This window comes from Tenacibaculum sp. AHE14PA (assembly GCF_019278465.1).
GTDB lineage: Bacteria > Bacteroidota > Bacteroidia > Flavobacteriales > Flavobacteriaceae > Polaribacter > Polaribacter bernardetii.
The window spans coordinates 1,527,613-1,543,846 of record NZ_CP058983.1 but is presented as its reverse complement, the minus strand read 5'-3'; the positions used below and the strand labels follow the sequence as shown (position 1 = coordinate 1,543,846).

The 16,234-nt window shown below is 34.4% G+C and carries 25 protein-coding genes; 24 read left to right on the top strand and 1 reads right to left on the bottom strand.

Annotation, left to right across the window (positions count from 1 at the left end; all coding sequences use genetic code 11):
• Positions 1-3 precede the first annotated feature (3 nt).
• Entirely contained in the window at positions 4-3,171 is a 3,168-nt protein-coding gene (locus H0I30_RS07195) for a SusC/RagA family TonB-linked outer membrane protein (RefSeq protein WP_218771197.1), read from the bottom strand.
• Between the two features lie 303 nt (positions 3,172-3,474).
• Between H0I30_RS07195 and rpsL the strand changes: the two genes are divergently transcribed.
• The 24 genes from rpsL (at position 3,475) to rplO (ending at position 16,223) form a co-directional block, all read left to right on the top strand.
• Entirely contained in the window at positions 3,475-3,849 is a 375-nt protein-coding gene (gene rpsL / locus H0I30_RS07190; RefSeq protein WP_028887479.1) for a 30S ribosomal protein S12, read from the top strand.
• 32 nt (positions 3,850-3,881) lie between these two features.
• Complete coding sequence (gene rpsG / locus H0I30_RS07185; RefSeq protein ID WP_218771196.1) at positions 3,882-4,358, top strand: 30S ribosomal protein S7; 477 nt, start codon at positions 3,882-3,884, stop codon at positions 4,356-4,358.
• Between the two features lie 3 nt (positions 4,359-4,361).
• Positions 4,362-6,479 (top strand): elongation factor G, encoded by a 2,118-nt coding sequence (gene fusA, locus H0I30_RS07180; protein ID WP_218771195.1) that lies wholly within the window; start codon positions 4,362-4,364, stop codon positions 6,477-6,479.
• 12 nt (positions 6,480-6,491) lie between these two features.
• A complete protein-coding gene (gene rpsJ, locus H0I30_RS07175) occupies positions 6,492-6,797 on the top strand; it encodes a 30S ribosomal protein S10 (protein ID WP_024740605.1) in 306 nt (101 codons plus the stop codon).
• A 286-nt stretch (positions 6,798-7,083) separates the two neighbouring features.
• Entirely contained in the window at positions 7,084-7,701 is a 618-nt protein-coding gene (gene rplC, locus H0I30_RS07170) for a 50S ribosomal protein L3 (RefSeq protein WP_218771194.1), read from the top strand.
• Positions 7,701-8,330, top strand: coding sequence for a 50S ribosomal protein L4 (gene rplD, locus H0I30_RS07165; protein ID WP_218771193.1), 630 nt, complete (start codon positions 7,701-7,703; stop codon positions 8,328-8,330). Before rplC ends, rplD begins: the two co-directional genes overlap by 1 nt.
• Positions 8,331-8,338: 8 nt before the next feature.
• Entirely contained in the window at positions 8,339-8,629 is a 291-nt protein-coding gene (gene rplW / locus H0I30_RS07160) for a 50S ribosomal protein L23 (protein WP_218771192.1), read from the top strand.
• Positions 8,630-8,640: 11 nt separating this feature from the next.
• On the top strand, positions 8,641-9,465 hold the full coding sequence (gene rplB, locus H0I30_RS07155; RefSeq protein WP_218771191.1) for a 50S ribosomal protein L2: 825 nt from the start codon (positions 8,641-8,643) through the stop codon (positions 9,463-9,465).
• A 3-nt stretch (positions 9,466-9,468) separates the two neighbouring features.
• The gene (gene rpsS / locus H0I30_RS07150; RefSeq protein ID WP_028887472.1) at positions 9,469-9,747 is read left to right on the top strand and encodes a 30S ribosomal protein S19; all 279 of its coding nucleotides are present in this window, start codon (positions 9,469-9,471) and stop codon (positions 9,745-9,747) included.
• Positions 9,748-9,756: 9 nt separating this feature from the next.
• Entirely contained in the window at positions 9,757-10,161 is a 405-nt protein-coding gene (gene rplV / locus H0I30_RS07145; protein ID WP_218771190.1) for a 50S ribosomal protein L22, read from the top strand.
• Between the two features lie 11 nt (positions 10,162-10,172).
• The gene (rpsC, locus tag H0I30_RS07140) at positions 10,173-10,895 is read left to right on the top strand and encodes a 30S ribosomal protein S3 (RefSeq protein ID WP_218771189.1); all 723 of its coding nucleotides are present in this window, start codon (positions 10,173-10,175) and stop codon (positions 10,893-10,895) included.
• A 22-nt stretch (positions 10,896-10,917) separates the two neighbouring features.
• Positions 10,918-11,349 (top strand): 50S ribosomal protein L16, encoded by a 432-nt coding sequence (rplP, locus tag H0I30_RS07135; RefSeq protein WP_218771188.1) that lies wholly within the window; start codon positions 10,918-10,920, stop codon positions 11,347-11,349.
• 11 nt (positions 11,350-11,360) lie between these two features.
• Complete coding sequence (gene rpmC, locus H0I30_RS07130; RefSeq protein WP_218771187.1) at positions 11,361-11,552, top strand: 50S ribosomal protein L29; 192 nt, start codon at positions 11,361-11,363, stop codon at positions 11,550-11,552.
• 18 nt (positions 11,553-11,570) lie between these two features.
• Positions 11,571-11,828, top strand: coding sequence for a 30S ribosomal protein S17 (rpsQ, locus tag H0I30_RS07125; RefSeq protein WP_068703444.1), 258 nt, complete (start codon positions 11,571-11,573; stop codon positions 11,826-11,828).
• 1 nt (position 11,829) lies between these two features.
• Positions 11,830-12,198 (top strand): 50S ribosomal protein L14, encoded by a 369-nt coding sequence (gene rplN / locus H0I30_RS07120; RefSeq protein ID WP_218771186.1) that lies wholly within the window; start codon positions 11,830-11,832, stop codon positions 12,196-12,198.
• A 12-nt stretch (positions 12,199-12,210) separates the two neighbouring features.
• On the top strand, positions 12,211-12,519 hold the full coding sequence (gene rplX, locus H0I30_RS07115; RefSeq protein WP_218771185.1) for a 50S ribosomal protein L24: 309 nt from the start codon (positions 12,211-12,213) through the stop codon (positions 12,517-12,519).
• Positions 12,520-12,521: 2 nt separating this feature from the next.
• Positions 12,522-13,073 (top strand): 50S ribosomal protein L5, encoded by a 552-nt coding sequence (gene rplE / locus H0I30_RS07110; RefSeq protein ID WP_058885425.1) that lies wholly within the window; start codon positions 12,522-12,524, stop codon positions 13,071-13,073.
• Between the two features lie 3 nt (positions 13,074-13,076).
• Complete coding sequence (gene rpsN, locus H0I30_RS07105; protein WP_218771184.1) at positions 13,077-13,346, top strand: 30S ribosomal protein S14; 270 nt, start codon at positions 13,077-13,079, stop codon at positions 13,344-13,346.
• Between the two features lie 363 nt (positions 13,347-13,709).
• Entirely contained in the window at positions 13,710-14,108 is a 399-nt protein-coding gene (gene rpsH / locus H0I30_RS07100; RefSeq protein ID WP_218771183.1) for a 30S ribosomal protein S8, read from the top strand.
• Positions 14,109-14,120: 12 nt separating this feature from the next.
• The gene (rplF, locus tag H0I30_RS07095; RefSeq protein WP_218771182.1) at positions 14,121-14,666 is read left to right on the top strand and encodes a 50S ribosomal protein L6; all 546 of its coding nucleotides are present in this window, start codon (positions 14,121-14,123) and stop codon (positions 14,664-14,666) included.
• Positions 14,667-14,684: 18 nt separating this feature from the next.
• A complete protein-coding gene (gene rplR, locus H0I30_RS07090) occupies positions 14,685-15,035 on the top strand; it encodes a 50S ribosomal protein L18 (RefSeq protein ID WP_218771181.1) in 351 nt (116 codons plus the stop codon).
• Between the two features lie 8 nt (positions 15,036-15,043).
• Positions 15,044-15,568 carry a 30S ribosomal protein S5 gene (gene rpsE, locus H0I30_RS07085; protein WP_275315300.1) on the top strand — a complete coding sequence of 175 codons (525 nt, stop codon included), beginning with the start codon at positions 15,044-15,046 and terminating at the stop codon, positions 15,566-15,568.
• A gap of 11 nt (positions 15,569-15,579) precedes the next feature.
• Positions 15,580-15,762 (top strand): 50S ribosomal protein L30, encoded by a 183-nt coding sequence (rpmD, locus tag H0I30_RS07080; protein ID WP_218771179.1) that lies wholly within the window; start codon positions 15,580-15,582, stop codon positions 15,760-15,762.
• 11 nt (positions 15,763-15,773) lie between these two features.
• Positions 15,774-16,223 carry a 50S ribosomal protein L15 gene (rplO, locus tag H0I30_RS07075; protein WP_218771178.1) on the top strand — a complete coding sequence of 150 codons (450 nt, stop codon included), beginning with the start codon at positions 15,774-15,776 and terminating at the stop codon, positions 16,221-16,223.
• The last annotated feature ends 11 nt before the right edge of the window (positions 16,224-16,234 follow it).

Here is a 16,234-nt window from a genome sequence, read left to right as displayed (position 1 = left end):
TAATTAAAATTTAACTTTTACGTTTATTCCGAAAGAACGGCTACTTGGTAACTGACCACCTTCTTCCCAACGTAATCCACCAGCAGAAGTATTTTCTAGCTCAGAAGGATCTACTCCTTCTACGCTTGAATATATCAACCAAAGGTTATTAGCAAAAGCATTTAAAGAAATACTTTCGATAAAAGAATTTTCAAATACTGTAGAAGGTAAATCATAACCTAAAGATACTTGTCTTAACTTAACGTAAGATGCATCATATAACCACTTTTCATGTAAAGCGAATAAACTACCATAATAGGTTTGAGGTTCAACATAATAAGAAACAGGCTGACCAGTTGTAGAATCAACTCCGCTAACTAACACACCTCCTGTGTTTGCATTTGCTGAATCACCAAATATTACATTGTCATTAGTTGCAGTAGGATCTGCATCTGTAGGAGCAGGAACATTAATACCACTAATTTCATTTCTTACTGGGTTGCCAGCAGCATTATTGCCAACAGTCGATGATAATAAACCAGAGTAGTTTCCAAACATTTGCGATACTGAGAAGAATTTACCACCACTTTGGAAATCAACATTAGCACTTAATGTAAAGTTTTTATATTTAATTCTGTTAGATAAACCTCCAGTAAAATCAGGAAGTAAATTACCTAAGTATTGGTTCTGTTCAAACTGAATTTCACCTTGATTATTTAATACCTGGTTACCATCTTCATCCCTAGTGATTTTTCTACCGTAGATAGCTCCATATTCTTCACCTACTCTAGATTCAATATTAATACCTCTCCAAGTAGTGTCTAAAATTTCATTTTCAATAGCTTCATCTGTATCAGGATCTACATATAACTCATCAGTAGTTTTTTCTAATGTAGCAAAGTTAACACCAATGTTCCATTCAAAATTTTCATTCCTAACAGGTGTTGCATTTAAAGCAATCTCAAGACCTTTACTAGTAAATTTACCAGAGTTTACAGAAGCTCCAAAATAACCAGATGCTGGAGATAATGGCACATCAATAGCTAAGTTTTTGTCTTTTCTATTAAAATAAGTAAAATCTACACCAAACCTATTTCTGAAAAATTGTAATTCAGTACCTACTTCAAATTCTGTTCTTACACCACCTTCAATGAAAGGATTAGCTTGATTTGTGTTGTTATAAAAAGGAACAACTCCATTGTTGTTAGAACCTAACTGGTATGTTTGAGTCGTACTTCCAAATCTAGGAAAATCAGGGGCCTGAGCATAACCAACTCTTAATTTACCAAAAGAAAAAGCTTCTGATTCAATTAGTTTGCTAAATAAGAAACTTCCAGAAAGACCGTAAGTTATTACTCTGTTTTTTTTAGAATAAGCATTAGAGTTCCAATCACTTCTTAAAGAACCGTCTAAATATAACATGTCTTTATACCCTAAAGATGCTGTAGCAAATAAACCATTGTTTTTTGTTTGAGAATTGAAAGCTGTATATGTAGGTCTATCTTTTGAAGACGCAATTGTAAAAATACCAGGTATTGTTAAACCACCGACAGTTGTAGCAGTTGTTCTCCTTTCTTTATCAGATCTAAGTTCTGTACCTAAAGTAGCAGTTAAATCTAAATCTTTAGTTAAATCTTTTTGATACGTTGCTGCAGCAAAAAATTCAAAAGAAGTTAAAGTGTTTTCCTGTTCAGTAAATTGAGTTTGGTTTAAACCACCAAATCCAACCCTAGCATCACTTTTAAAAGTGTTAACTGTTCTTCTTAATTCTACATTTAATCTTAAGTTATCATTAACTTCATAATTTAAACCAAAGTTACCAAAAGTAGCATCTTTTATTTGGTTTTTATTATTGTTTTCTACTTCGAAAAAAGGAGAATCCCAGTATAATGGACGTGGATCAGCAGTACTTCTAAGGTTCCAAGAATACCATTGACCATTCTGGAAATCATTTTTTCTTATTCTGTCCATATCTAATTGTCTTTGCCACCATTGGTTAAAACCAGACCCAAGACCATTGTAACCACCAACAGGGTTGTTAACTGTTGTTCTGTTTTGATAGTTAATATTAGTGTAAACATTTAACCTTTCACTAACATCAAAATCAGCTTGAACACTAACTTGGTTAAGTTGTCTCTCAGAGTTTGGCATAACTCCTTCAATATCAACATTCCTTAAAGATGCTTTTACATTATAACCATCTCCTCCTTTAGAAAAAGCAATGTTAGTGTTTCTTGTTACTCCAGTATTAAAGAAGTTTTTAACATTATCAGCATTAGGAGACCAAGGTCTTAACTCTCCAAATTCATCACTATTAGGAATCCAGCTATCCCAGTGTCTAACTAGTCGTCCGTCTAATTTAGGACCCCATGAAGCATCAGCAGCATAGTTAGGTATGTTTTGACCATTTAATGTAGAAAATTCTTGAGAATAACCTCCACCGTATTCGTTTTGATAATCAGGCAAAATATATACGTTAGAAACTTGTACAGATTGATCTAAAACAATTGAAGACTTTCCATTTTTTGCTTTTTTAGATGTAATTACAACTACACCGTTTTTACCAATAGGACCGTAAAGTGCTGTTGCAGCACTACCTTTTAAAACACTTAAATTTTCAATGTCATCTGTGTTAATATCTGCAGAACTAGAAACTTTTACACCGTCTACTACGTATAATAAGTCTTGTTCACCTCTTAACCTTACCAATGCGTTACCAAAACCAGTACTAGGAGCACCAAGTATTTGAACACCAGCAACTCTACCAGCAATAGAATTGTTAAGATCAACCTCTCTTGTTTGAGTAAGTTGTTCAGCTTCTACAGTTTGTTGGGCAAAACCTAAACTTTTCTTTTCTCTTTTAATACCTAAGGCCGTAACAACTACTTCGTCAAGTACATTACCACTTTCCATTAATAAATTAAGTTGATTTGAGCTCCCAACGGTTTTTTCAGTTGTTTTCATACCAACAAAACTGAAAATAAGTACGTCTCCGTTTTTAGCAACGATTGAGTAATTACCATTGAAGTCTGATTCTACACCAACAGTAGTTCCTTTTTTAATTACGTTAACTCCAGGCAGAGGACCTGTTTCGTCAGAAACAACACCTGAAATTGTTCTTTCTTGCGCGAATGTTACTTGAACAAGTAGCGCTAAAAAGAAAGTTAAAATCCCATTAAATTTCGTTTTCATTTTATAATTGTTTGAATTAATTGTTCAAAAATCTTAAATAATTCTTAATTAAACAACATAAAAGTTAATTATTTCTTAATAAAACACATAAATTATTATGTTCGTTGTAAGTGTGTTGGGTGTAGGGTATACTGAAGGTTTTTAATTTTTGCTTCTACTTGTAAGAATTTTTATTTTTTGCAGGGGAATCTGTTTTTTAAAAATAACTCATTGATATTTGAATAATTAGAAAATAATTGTACATTTGCACACTCTTTTAAAGAGAGTAATTTTTAGTACAAATTAAAAACAAGTAATAATAGTATGCCAACTATTCAACAATTAGTTCGTAAAGGAAGAACCAAAATAACTAAGAAGAGTAAATCGGCTGCTTTACAAGCTTGTCCTCAGAGACGTGGAGTTTGTACGCGTGTGTATACCACTACACCTAAGAAACCTAACTCAGCAATGAGAAAGGTGGCTAGGGTAAGATTAACAAATGGTAACGAAATTAACGCGTATATTCCAGGAGAAGGGCACAACTTGCAAGAGCACTCGATAGTATTAGTTAGAGGTGGAAGGGTAAAAGATTTGCCAGGAGTTAAGTATCACGTAGTACGTGGTGCATTAGATACTGCAGGAGTTGAGGGTAGAACCCAACGTAGGTCTAAGTACGGTGCAAAACGCCCAAAGAAGTAAAAATAATCAATTAACTTTTTTAATGTAAAGACATGAGAAAAAGAAAAGCGAAAAAAAGGGTTCTTTTACCAGATCCAAGGTTTAACGACCAATTAGTAACACGTTTTGTAAACAACTTAATGTGGGACGGTAAAAAATCTGTAGCTTTTAAAGTATTTTACGATGCAATGGATATCGTAAACGAAAAAAAGACTGACGAAGAAAAATCAGCCTTAGAAATTTGGAAAGATGGTTTGTCAAATGTAATGCCACATGTAGAGGTTCGTTCTCGTCGTGTAGGTGGAGCAACATTCCAAATTCCAATGCAAATTCGCCCAGACCGTAAAGTGTCTATGGCTATTAAATGGATGATAACATATACGCGAAAGCGTAATGAGAAAACAATGGCACAGCGTTTAGCTGCTGAAATTTTAGCTGCGGCTAAGGAAGAAGGTGCTGCTGTTAAGAAGCGTACAGACACTCATAAGATGGCTGAAGCTAACAAAGCATTCTCACACTTTAGATTCTAAGAAATGGCTAGAGATTTAAAATTTACTAGAAACATTGGTATTGCTGCGCACATTGATGCTGGTAAAACCACTACGACAGAACGTGTATTATATTATACAGGTGTTAGTCATAAAATAGGTGAGGTACATGATGGTGCCGCAACTATGGACTGGATGGAGCAAGAGCAGGAAAGAGGTATTACAATTACTTCTGCTGCTACTACTTGTGAATGGAAATTCCCATTAAACAATGGTGAATCTACAGATGAAACAAAAGGATATCACTTTAATATTATTGATACTCCAGGTCACGTTGATTTTACAGTTGAAGTAAATCGTTCATTAAGAGTACTTGATGGATTAGTTTTCTTATTTAGTGCAGTTGATGGTGTTGAGCCTCAGTCTGAAACTAACTGGAGACTTGCTGATAACTATAAAGTGCCACGTATCGGTTTTGTTAACAAAATGGATCGTCAAGGATCTAACTTTATGGCAGTATGTCAGCAAGTTAAGGATATGTTAAAGTCAAACGCAGTGCCAATTGTTATGAACATTGGTGATGAAGATGAGTTTAAAGGTATTGTAGATTTAGTGAAGAACCGTGCTATTGTATGGCATGATGCTACACAAGGAGCTACATTTGATGTTATTGATATTCCAGAAGATTTAAAAGAAGAAGCTGCTGAATTAAGAGGTAAACTTATTGAAGAGGTTGCTGCTTATGATGAAAATCTTTTAGAGAAATTCATGGAAGATGAAGACTCTATTACTGAAGAAGAAGTGCATGCTGCGCTTCGTGCTGCAGTTATGGATATGTCTATCATTCCTATGATTTGTGGATCAGCGTTTAAAAATAAAGGAGTACAGTTCTTATTAGATGCTGTTTGTCGTTATTTACCTTCTCCAATGGATAAGGAAGCAATCGTTGGTACTAACCCAGATAATGGTGAAGAGATTTCTCGTAAGCCAGATGTAAAGGAGCCTTTCGCTGCTTTAGCATTTAAAATTGCTACTGATCCTTTCGTAGGACGTTTAGCATTCTTTAGAACATATTCTGGTCGTTTAGATGCAGGTTCTTATGTTTTAAACAACCGTTCAGGTAAAAAAGAACGTATTTCTCGTATCTACCAAATGCACGCTAACAAGCAAAATGCTATCCCTTTCATTGAGGCAGGAGATATCGGTGCGGCAGTAGGTTTTAAATCTATTAAAACAGGAGATACTTTATCTGATGAAAAACATCCTATTGTTTTAGAATCTATGGACTTCCCAGATCCAGTAATTGGTATCGCGGTTGAGCCTAAAACTAAAGCAGATGTTGATAAATTAGGGATGTCTTTAGCTAAGTTAGCAGAAGAAGATCCTACGTTTACAGTAAGAACAGATGAAGCTTCAGGGCAAACTATTATCTCAGGAATGGGAGAGTTACACTTAGATATTATTGTTGATCGTTTAAAACGTGAATTCAAGGTAGAAGTTAACGAAGGTCAGCCTCAGGTAGAATATAAAGAAGCAATTACAGCAGCAGCTGAACATAGAGAAGTTTTTAAAAAACAATCTGGTGGACGTGGTAAATTTGCTGATATAGTATTTACTATGGAGCCTGCTGATGAAGGTGTTCAAGGTTTAGTGTTTGAATCTGTAATTAAAGGTGGTAACGTTCCTAAAGAATTTGTTCCTTCTGTAGAGAAAGGATTCAAAGAAGCTATGAAGAACGGTCCTTTAGCTGGATACGAAATGGATTCAATGAAAGTAACTTTAAGAGATGGATCTTTCCACCCTGTGGATTCTGATGCATTATCTTTTGAGTTAGCTGCAAAAATGGGTTATAAAGCTGCTGCAAAAGCTGCTAAAGCCAGAATTATGGAGCCATTAATGAAAGTTGAAGTGTTAACTCCTGAAGAAAACATGGGAGATATCGTAGGAGATTTAAACAGAAGAAGAGGTCAGGTTAACGACATGAGTGATCGTGCTGGATCTAAAGTTGTAAAAGCATTAGTTCCATTATCTGAAATGTTCGGATATGTAACAGCTTTAAGAACAATGTCTTCTGGTAGAGCTACTTCTACTATGGAATTTTCTCACTACGCAGAAACTCCATCAAATGTTTCTGAAGATGTAATAGCAAAATCTAAAGGTTAATAAGATATTAAGATGAGCCAAAAAATTAGAATTAAATTAAAATCTTACGATTATAACTTAGTAGATAAGTCTGCTGAAAAAATCGTAAAGACAGTAAAGTCAACAGGAGCTGTAGTTAACGGTCCTATTCCTTTACCAACAAATAAAAAGATTTTTACAGTATTACGTTCACCACACGTAAACAAAAAATCTAGAGAACAATTTCAATTATCTGCTTACAAAAGATTATTAGACATTTATAGTTCTTCTTCGAAAACTATTGATGCTTTAATGAAACTTGAGTTACCAAGTGGAGTTGAAGTTGAGATTAAAGTATAAGTAATTAACTAACTTTCGGTTTAATTTTTTTAAACCGAAAGTTTTTTATACTTTTGCGCACCGGAATTAACGTTTCGTGGTGTAAAAATGCTGATTTGTTCAGTGTTTAACATGTCCTGAGGGTTTCGCGAAGGAAAAATGGTAAAAACAAATTCAGAGTGAAGATGTTTTTCGCTCTTTTTTTTGTGTGAAATTTAAAAGGAAAAAACTGAAACATTTGTTTCAAAAAATTTTTATTAATAGACGCGCTGGATAAATAAAATCTATCGTCTTAAAATTAACAAATATGTCTGGGTTAATAGGTAGAAAAGTAGGTATGACCAGCTTATTCGATGAGAACGGGAAAAACATTCCTTGTACTGTAATCGAAGCAGGGCCATGCGTGGTTACCCAAGTCAGAACCGAAGAGGTAGACGGCTATAGTGCGTTACAACTTGGTTTCGATGACAAAAAAGCAAAAAGCTCTAATAAAGCTTTAGATGGACACTTTAAAAAAGCTGGTACATCTGCTAAGAAAAAAGTCATTGAATTTCAAGGATTTGACGGAGAGTATAAATTAGGTGATTCAATTACTGTTGAGCACTTTGCTGAAGGAGAATTCGTAGATGTTTCTGGAGTTTCTAAAGGTAAAGGTTTTCAAGGTGTTGTTAAACGTCATGGATTTGCCGGTGTTGGTCAAGCAACTCACGGTCAGCATAACCGTTTAAGGGCTCCTGGTTCGATTGGTGCTGCATCATATCCTGCAAGAGTATTCAAAGGAATGCGCATGGCAGGTCGTATGGGTGGAGACAAAGTAAAAGTTCAAAATTTAAAAGTATTAAAAGTGGTTGCTGATAAGAATCTTATCGTAGTTAAAGGAGCAATTCCTGGTCACAAGAATACTTTTGTAACTATCGAAAAATAATGAAAGTAGCAGTTTTAGATATTGCAGGAAAAGATACCGGTAGAAAAGTTGAACTTTCTAACGAGGTATTTGGTATTGAACCAAACGATCACGCAATTTATTTAGATGTAAAGCAGTACTTGGCTAATCAAAGACAAGGAACTCATAAGTCTAAAGAAAGAGCAGAAATCGCTGGTAGTACAAGAAAGATTAAAAAGCAAAAAGGAACAGGTACCGCACGTGCTGGTTCAATCAAATCTGGAGTTTTCAGAGGGGGTGGACGTATGTTTGGACCAAGACCTAGAAACTACTCTTTTAAATTGAATAAAAACTTAAAGCGTTTAGCACGTAAGTCTGCTTTAAGTATTCAAGCAAAAGAAAGCAATTTAGTTGTTGTTGAAGATTTCAATTTTGAAACTCCAAAAACTAAAGAGTTTATCAATGTTTTAAAAGCTTTAGAGTTAGACTCTAAAAAATCTTTATTTGTATTAGGAGAAGAAAGTAATAATGTTTACTTATCATCTCGTAACATAAAAGGATCTAAAGTAGTAAACGCTACAGGAGTTAATACTTACAGTGTTTTAAACGCTAACAAAGTAGTTATTTCTGAAAGCTCTTTAGAAGGAATTCAAATTAACTTAAGTAAATAGGGAAAGATATGAGTATTTTAATTAAACCTATTATTACGGAAAAAGCAACTAAAGATAGCGAAGTATTTAATCGTTATGCATTTGTTGTGAATAGTAAGGCTAATAAATTGGAAATCAAAGGAGCTGTTGAGGCAACTTATGGTGTAGCAATTAAGTCTGTTAAGACCATGAACTACCCTATTCAAAGAAATACTAAGCACACAAAAAAAGGTTTAGTAACAGGGATAACTAGTGGATACAAGAAGGCAATCGTTCAGCTAGCTGAAGGAGAAACTATTGATTTTTATAACAATCTTTAAGAAAAGACAGAATGTCAGTTAGAAAATTAAAACCAATAACACCAGGTCAGCGTTTTAGAGTTGTAAATGGGTTCGACACCATAACAACTGATAAGCCGGAGAAAAGTTTACTTGCTCCGAAAAAACGATCTGGAGGTCGAAACAACCAGGGTAGAATGACAACACGTAATATCGGTGGTGGTCATAAACAAAAATACCGTATTATTGATTTCAAAAGAAACAAACAAGGTATCCCTGCAACAGTAAAAACTATAGAGTACGATCCAAATCGTACGGCATTTATTGCTTTACTTAGTTATGCTGATGGTGAAAAGCGTTATGTAATTGCACAAAACGGTTTAAAAGTAGGTCAGGTAATCGTTTCAGGTAAAGGATTAGCTCCAGAAGTGGGGAATGGTTTATACTTAAGCGAAATTCCTTTAGGAACAACTATTTCTTGTATTGAGTTACATCCAGGTCAAGGAGCTGTTATGGCTCGTTCTGCTGGTTCATTTGCTCAGTTAATGGCAAGAGATGGTAAATACGCTACAGTTAAGTTACCTTCAGGTGAAACAAGATTAATCTTGTTAACTTGTATGGCAACTATCGGAGTTGTATCTAATTCAGATCATCAATTACTAGTTTCTGGTAAAGCAGGTAGATCTAGATGGTTAGGTAAACGTCCAAGAACAAATGCTGTTCGTATGAATCCAGTTGATCACCCAATGGGTGGTGGTGAAGGACGTTCTTCAGGAGGACATCCAAGATCAAGAAACGGTATTCCAGCTAAAGGGTTTAAGACTAGATCTAAAACTAAAGCTAGTAATAAGTATATTTTAGAACGTAGAAAGAAATAAACCATGGCAAGATCATTAAAAAAAGGACCTTTCGTTCACTATAAGTTAGAGAAAAAAGTGTTAACTAACGTTGAAACTGAGAGTAAGTCAGTTATCAAAACTTGGTCAAGAGCAAGTATGATTACTCCAGATTTCGTTGGGCAAACAATTGCTGTTCATAACGGACGTCAGTTTGTACCAGTTTACGTTACTGAAAACATGGTAGGTCATAAATTAGGCGAATTTTCACCAACACGTTCTTTTAGAGGACACGCTGGTGCAAAAAATAAAGGTAAAAAATAGTAGGAAATTATGGGAAGTCGTAAACATAACATGGCAACACAGTTAAAAGAAGCAAGAAAGTCTAAAGCTTTCGCTAAAATAACTAATTGTCCTACATCACCAAGAAAAATGCGTTTGGTAGCAGATTTAGTAAGAGGAGTAGAGGTTGAAAAAGCTTTGCAAATCTTAAAGTTTAGTCCAAAAGAAGCATCAAGAAACTTAGAGAAATTGTTAATGTCTGCAATAGCAAACTGGCAAGCTAAGAATGAAGATGCTAGTATCGAAGATGCTGGGTTATTCGTTAAGTCTATTTTTGTAGATAGCGCAGGTATGTTAAAGAGATTAAGACCAGCTCCACAAGGGCGTGCACACAGAATTCGTAAGCGTTCTAATCACGTTACTTTAGAGCTAGGAGCTAAAAATAAAAGTAATTAATCAAAGTAGAAATGGGACAAAAAACAAATCCAATAGGAAATCGTTTAGGAATTATCAGAGGATGGGAATCTAACTGGTATGGTGGAAATGACTACGGAGATAAATTAGCTGAAGACTATAAAATAAGAGAGTATATTAATGCTCGTTTATTTAAAGCAAGTGTATCAAGAGTAATTATTGAGCGTACGCTTAAACTTGTAACCGTTACTATCACTACTGCACGTCCAGGTATCATTATTGGTAAAGGAGGTCAAGAGGTAGACAAGTTAAAAGAAGAGCTTAAGAAAATTACAGGAAAAGAAGTTCAAATTAATATTTTTGAGATTAAGCGTCCAGAATTAGATGCTACATTAGTAGCGGCTAGTATTGCTCGTCAAATTGAAAATAGAATTTCTTACAAGCGTGCTACAAAAATGGCTATTACTGCAGCAATGAGAATGAATTCAGAGGGGATTAAAGTCCAAATTTCTGGTCGTTTAAATGGAGCAGAAATGGCACGTTCTGAGCATTATAAAGAAGGAAGAATTCCTCTTTCTACTTTTAGAGCAGACATTGATTATGCACTTGTTGAGGCACATACACAATACGGAAGATTAGGTATTAAGGTATGGATCATGAAAGGTGAGGTTTATGGAAAACGTGAATTATCTCCATTAGTAGGATTATCTAAGCAAAAAGGTGGTGCTAATAAAGGTGGTGGAAACAAACGTCAACAACCTCGCAGAAGAAAATAATTTTTAAAATTAGAAATTAAAAATGTTACAGCCAAAAAGAGTAAAATACCGTAAGGTACAGAAGGCGAAAGGAAATATGAAAGGTAACTCTGGTAGAGGTGCTCAACTTTCTAACGGAATGTTTGGTATCAAATCATTAGATCAGAATTTACTTACCTCTCGCCAAATAGAGGCAGCTCGTATTGCGGCAACTCGTCACATGAAGAGAGAAGGACAGCTTTGGATTAAGATATTTCCAGACAAGCCTATTACCAAGAAACCATTAGAAGTACGTATGGGTAAAGGTAAAGGTGCTCCTGACCATTTTGTGTCAGTAATTAAACCAGGTAGAATTTTGTTTGAAATTGGTGGTGTACCAATGGATGTTGCAAAAGAAGCTTTACGTTTAGCTGCACAAAAACTTCCAGTAAAAACGAAGTTTGTTATTGCAAGAGATTTTGATTTTAACGCTTAATTCTATATACTATGAAACAATCAGCAATTAAAGAATTAACCACAACTGACTTACAAGGAAGGTTTGTGACGTTAAAGAAAAATTATACGGATCTTAAGATGGCTCACGCCATAACTCCATTGGAAAACCCAATGCAGATTAAAAGCTTAAGAAAAACTGTAGCAAGAATTGCTACGGAGTTAACTAAAAGAGAATTACAATAATTCTAGTCAGTTTTAAAGATGGAAAAAAGAAATCTTAGAAAAGAGAGAATAGGTGTAGTATCTAGTAGCAAAATGGAGAAATCTATTGTTGTTAATGAGGTAAAAAGAACTAAGCACCCAATGTACGGTAAATTCGTATTAAAAACGAAAAAGTATGTTGCACATGACGAGAATAACGACTGCAACGAAGGAGATACAGTTAGGATAATGGAAACACGTCCTATGAGTAAATCTAAACGTTGGAGATTAGTAGAAATCTTAGAAAGAGCTAAATAATATGTTACAGACAGAATCAAGATTAAGAGTCGCAGATAACACTGGAGCAAAAGAAGTTTTAGTGATAAGAGTTTTAGGAGGAACAAGAAAGCGTTATGCTAGCGTTGGAGATAAAATTGTAGTAACTGTAAAGTCTACATCTCCAAACGGAAGTGTAAAAAAAGGTCAAGTATCTCGCGCAGTTGTTGTTCGTACTAAAAAGGAAATTAGACGTAAAGACGGATCATACATCAGATTTGATGATAATGCTTGTGTACTTTTAAATCCTACAGAGGAAATGAGAGGAACTCGTGTATTTGGTCCTGTAGCCCGTGAATTACGTGATAAGCAATTTATGAAGATAGTATCATTAGCACCTGAAGTGCTTTAAATCGACATTAAGATGAAAAAGTTCAAAATCAAATCAGGAGATACTGTAAAAGTATTAGCAGGAGATCACAAAGGATCGGAAGGTAAAGTTTTACAAATCTTTAAGGATAAAGATAGAGTATTAGTTGAAGGTGTTAACATGGTGTCTAAGCACACTAAGCCATCTGCAGCTAATCCTCAGGGAGGAATTGTAAAAAAGGAAGCTTCTTTACATATATCAAACTTAGCATTAATCGAAAACGGTGAAGCTGTAAAAGTTGGATATAAAGTAGAAGGAGATAAGAAAGTTAGATTTTCAAAAAAATCAGATAAAGCAATATAACAATGAGTTACGTACCAAGATTAAAAGAGGAGTACAAGAGCAGAGTTATAAAAGCTCTTACTGAAGAATTCGGTTATAGTAATGTAATGCAAGTACCTAAATTACAGAAGATTGTTGTAAATAAAGGTGTTGGGGCAGCTATAGCAGATAAGAAATTAATAGAATACGCTATTGACGAGTTAACTACAATTACAGGTCAAAAAGCAGTTTCAACCATCTCTAAGAAAGATGTTGCAAACTTCAAATTACGTAAGGGAATGCCAATTGGTGCAAAAGTTACGTTAAGAGGAGTTAAAATGTACGAATTTTTAGACAGATTAGTTACTGCTTCTTTACCACGTGTAAGAGATTTTAACGGAATCAAAGCTAATGGTTTTGATGGTAGAGGTAATTATAATTTAGGAATTACTGAACAAATCATCTACCCTGAAATTAATATTGATCAAGTAAAAAAGATTAGTGGAATGGATATTACTTTTGTAACATCTGCTAACACTGATAAAGAAGCTAAATCATTATTAACAGAATTAGGTTTACCATTTAAAAAGAACTAAGACATGGCTAAAGAATCAATGAAAGCGCGTGAGCGCAAAAGAGCTAAAGTGGTAGCAAAGTATGCAGAGAAGAGAAAAGCTTTAAAAGAAGCTGGAGACTACGAAGCATTACAAAAGTTACCAAAGAATGCATCACCAGTTAGAATGCACAATCGTTGTAAATTAACAGGTCGTCCTAAAGGATATATGCGTCAGTTCGGAGTTTCACGTGTTACTTTTCGTGAAATGGCTAACCAAGGATTAATTCCAGGTGTTAAAAAAGCAAGCTGGTAAACAGCACTTTTTATTAAAGTTTAAAAAAGCGTATCACATTTTTGTGGTATGCTTTTTTGTTTATAAAACAGTACAATTTTGTGTTTTTTGATGGCTGATATATTTAATTTTTTCACCAATAAATTAAGACTCAAAATGATAAGGTATTAAATGCTTGATTTTTAAAAAGTTTATGTATATTTGCACACTGTTTTTACAGGGTATGTTGTGTCTTGTAGGTAAATACTGTGTAACAGTATAATGCTTATGATATTTTATCCGAAAAGCAAAAAATAAATATTAACTGGTTTCAGGTTCGTTGGTAGTTGATTTTCATACTGGAAATAACTATAAATGAAAACCAAAACCGAAATTTAATTAATTATGTATACAGATCCAATCGCGGATTTTCTTACTCGTGTTAGAAATGCTATCGCAGCAAATCACCGAGTAGTCGAGATTCCTGCTTCAAAATTGAAGAAGGAAATGACGAAAATTTTGTTCGATCAAGGTTATGTTTTAAGCTACCAGTTCAATGACGATAAAGTTCAGGGAACAATCAAGATAGCTTTAAAGTATGATCGTGAAACGAAAGAATCAGTAATCAGAAAAATTCAAAGAATTTCAACACCAGGTTTACGTAAATACGTTGGTTCGAAAGAGATGCCAAGAGTATTAAACGGTTTAGGTATTGCTATTGTTTCTACATCTAGAGGTGTAATGACAAACAAAAAAGCAAAACTTGAAAACGTTGGTGGAGAAGTATTATGTTACGTTTATTAATCACTTTGTACAATGAGTAGAATAGGAAAAAATCCAATCGCATTACCACAAGGTGTTGAAGTTAAAGTAGACGGAAATGTGGTTACAGTAAAAGGTAAATTAGGAGAATTAACTCAAGAGTTAAAATCTGAAATTACTGCAGAAATTGAAGATGGTGTTTTAACAGTTAAAAGAACATCAGATAGTAAAGACCATAGAGCAGCACACGGTTTATATCGTGCTTTAATCAATAACATGATTGAAGGTGTTTCTAAAGGTTATACTAAGGAATTAGAATTAGTAGGTGTAGGTTATAGAGCCTCTAACCAAGGGCAAAAATTAGATTTAGCTTTAGGTTTTTCTCATAACATTGTTTTAAACTTAGCTCCAGAAGTAAAGATTGAAACAGTATCAGAAAAAGGTAAAAATCCTATCATTAAGTTATCTTCATTTGACAAACAATTAGTTGGTCAAGTTGCAGCAAAAATTCGTTCTTTCCGTGCTCCAGAGCCATATAAAGGAAAAGGAATTAAGTTTGTAGGAGAAGTATTAAGAAGAAAAGCAGGTAAATCTGCATAATAAATAAGAGATATTATTATGGCATTATCAAAGCTTGAAAGAAGACAACGAATTAAGTATAGAATTAGAAAAGTTGTTACAGGAACTACTGCTAAACCTAGGTTATCAGTTTTTAGAAGTAACAAAGAAATCTATGCTCAATTAATTGATGACGTTGCTGGTGTAACATTAGCATCTGCATCATCAAGAGATAAAGAAATTACATCTGGTTCTAAATCAGAAGCTGCAAGTGCAGTAGGTAAAGCAATTGCTGAAAAGGCTGCTGCAAAAGGTTTTGAAGCTATTTCTTTTGATAGGAATGGATTTTTATACCACGGTAGAATTAAGGTGTTAGCAGAAGCTGCTAGAGAAGCTGGTTTAAAATTTTAAGAAATTATATTATGTTAGGATATAAAAACGTAGAAAGAGTAAAACCAAGCGGATTAGAGCTTGTAGATAAATTAGTAGGTGTACAACGTGTAACCAAAGTAACAAAAGGTGGTAGAGCATTTGGTTTCTCTGCAATCGTAGTAGTTGGAGATGGTAACGGAGTTGTAGGTCATGGATTAGGAAAGTCTAAAGATGTTGCTTCAGCAATTGCAAAAGCAATTGAAGATGCAAAGAAAAGTTTAGTGCGTATTCCTCTTTTAGACGGAACTTTACCTCACGAACAAAAAGGTAAATTTGGTGGAGCAAAAGTATTCATCAAGCCAGCCTCACATGGTACGGGAGTTATAGCCGGTGGTGCAGTACGTTCAGTATTGGAATCTGTTGGTATTAAAGACGTATTATCTAAGTCTCAAGGATCATCAAACCCTCACAACGTAGTAAAAGCAACTTTTGATGCTTTATTACAATTACGTAGCGCAGCAACAATTGCTAAGCAAAGAGGAATTTCTTTAGAGAAAGTTTTTAACGGTTAAAATTTAAGACGATGAGTAAAATTAAAGTTACACAAGTAAGAAGTAAAATCGGTCGCCTTAAAAGTCAAAAATTAACCTTAGCGGCTTTAGGTTTACGTAAGATGAATCATACTGTAGAACACAATGCAACAGCATCAATTTTAGGTATGGTAAAAACAGTTTCACACTTAGTTTCTGTAGAAGAAATTAAATAAGACAATATAAGATGAGTTTACACAACTTAAAACCTGCAGCAGGATCTACTAAGAGCGGAAAAAGAATCGCTCGTGGTGAAGGATCTGGACATGGAGGTACCTCTACAAGAGGTCATAATGGTCAGAAGTCTCGTTCTGGTTATTCTCGTAAAATAGGATTTGAAGGAGGACAAATGCCTCTTCAAAGACGTGTACCTAAATTTGGTTTCACAAACATTAATCGTAAAGAGTATGTTGGTGTTAATTTAGATAAATTACAAGGATTAGTAGAGAACGGAAAAATTACAGATACAGTTACTTTAGAGGTTTTAGTAGAAAACCGTTTAGCTCGTAAAAACGATTTAGTAAAAATACTAGGTGGTGGTGAGTTAAAGGCTAAATTAAACATAACTGTACATAAATTTACTGCAACAGCAAAAGCGGCTATTGAAGCTGCAGGAGGTGAAGTAGTTACATTATAAGAAAATTGTAA

Coding starts and splice junctions, on each gene's coding strand:
- rpsQ (WP_068703444.1), top strand. CDS start 11,571: ATGGAAAAAAGAAATCTTAGAAAAGAGAGAATAGGTGTAGTATCTAGT.
- fusA (WP_218771195.1), top strand. CDS start 4,362: ATGGCTAGAGATTTAAAATTTACTAGAAACATTGGTATTGCTGCGCAC.
- rplO (WP_218771178.1), top strand. CDS start 15,774: ATGAGTTTACACAACTTAAAACCTGCAGCAGGATCTACTAAGAGCGGA.
- H0I30_RS07195 (WP_218771197.1), bottom strand. CDS start 3,171: ATGAAAACGAAATTTAATGGGATTTTAACTTTCTTTTTAGCGCTACTT.
- rplP (WP_218771188.1), top strand. CDS start 10,918: ATGTTACAGCCAAAAAGAGTAAAATACCGTAAGGTACAGAAGGCGAAA.
- rpmD (WP_218771179.1), top strand. CDS start 15,580: ATGAGTAAAATTAAAGTTACACAAGTAAGAAGTAAAATCGGTCGCCTT.
- rplX (WP_218771185.1), top strand. CDS start 12,211: ATGAAAAAGTTCAAAATCAAATCAGGAGATACTGTAAAAGTATTAGCA.
- rpmC (WP_218771187.1), top strand. CDS start 11,361: ATGAAACAATCAGCAATTAAAGAATTAACCACAACTGACTTACAAGGA.
- rpsH (WP_218771183.1), top strand. CDS start 13,710: ATGTATACAGATCCAATCGCGGATTTTCTTACTCGTGTTAGAAATGCT.
- rplD (WP_218771193.1), top strand. CDS start 7,701: ATGAAAGTAGCAGTTTTAGATATTGCAGGAAAAGATACCGGTAGAAAA.
- rplC (WP_218771194.1), top strand. CDS start 7,084: ATGTCTGGGTTAATAGGTAGAAAAGTAGGTATGACCAGCTTATTCGAT.
- rpsJ (WP_024740605.1), top strand. CDS start 6,492: ATGAGCCAAAAAATTAGAATTAAATTAAAATCTTACGATTATAACTTA.
- rplW (WP_218771192.1), top strand. CDS start 8,339: ATGAGTATTTTAATTAAACCTATTATTACGGAAAAAGCAACTAAAGAT.
- rpsL (WP_028887479.1), top strand. CDS start 3,475: ATGCCAACTATTCAACAATTAGTTCGTAAAGGAAGAACCAAAATAACT.
- rplB (WP_218771191.1), top strand. CDS start 8,641: ATGTCAGTTAGAAAATTAAAACCAATAACACCAGGTCAGCGTTTTAGA.
- rpsC (WP_218771189.1), top strand. CDS start 10,173: ATGGGACAAAAAACAAATCCAATAGGAAATCGTTTAGGAATTATCAGA.
- rpsS (WP_028887472.1), top strand. CDS start 9,469: ATGGCAAGATCATTAAAAAAAGGACCTTTCGTTCACTATAAGTTAGAG.
- rpsG (WP_218771196.1), top strand. CDS start 3,882: ATGAGAAAAAGAAAAGCGAAAAAAAGGGTTCTTTTACCAGATCCAAGG.
- rplE (WP_058885425.1), top strand. CDS start 12,522: ATGAGTTACGTACCAAGATTAAAAGAGGAGTACAAGAGCAGAGTTATA.
- rplV (WP_218771190.1), top strand. CDS start 9,757: ATGGGAAGTCGTAAACATAACATGGCAACACAGTTAAAAGAAGCAAGA.
- rplF (WP_218771182.1), top strand. CDS start 14,121: ATGAGTAGAATAGGAAAAAATCCAATCGCATTACCACAAGGTGTTGAA.
- rplN (WP_218771186.1), top strand. CDS start 11,830: ATGTTACAGACAGAATCAAGATTAAGAGTCGCAGATAACACTGGAGCA.
- rplR (WP_218771181.1), top strand. CDS start 14,685: ATGGCATTATCAAAGCTTGAAAGAAGACAACGAATTAAGTATAGAATT.
- rpsN (WP_218771184.1), top strand. CDS start 13,077: ATGGCTAAAGAATCAATGAAAGCGCGTGAGCGCAAAAGAGCTAAAGTG.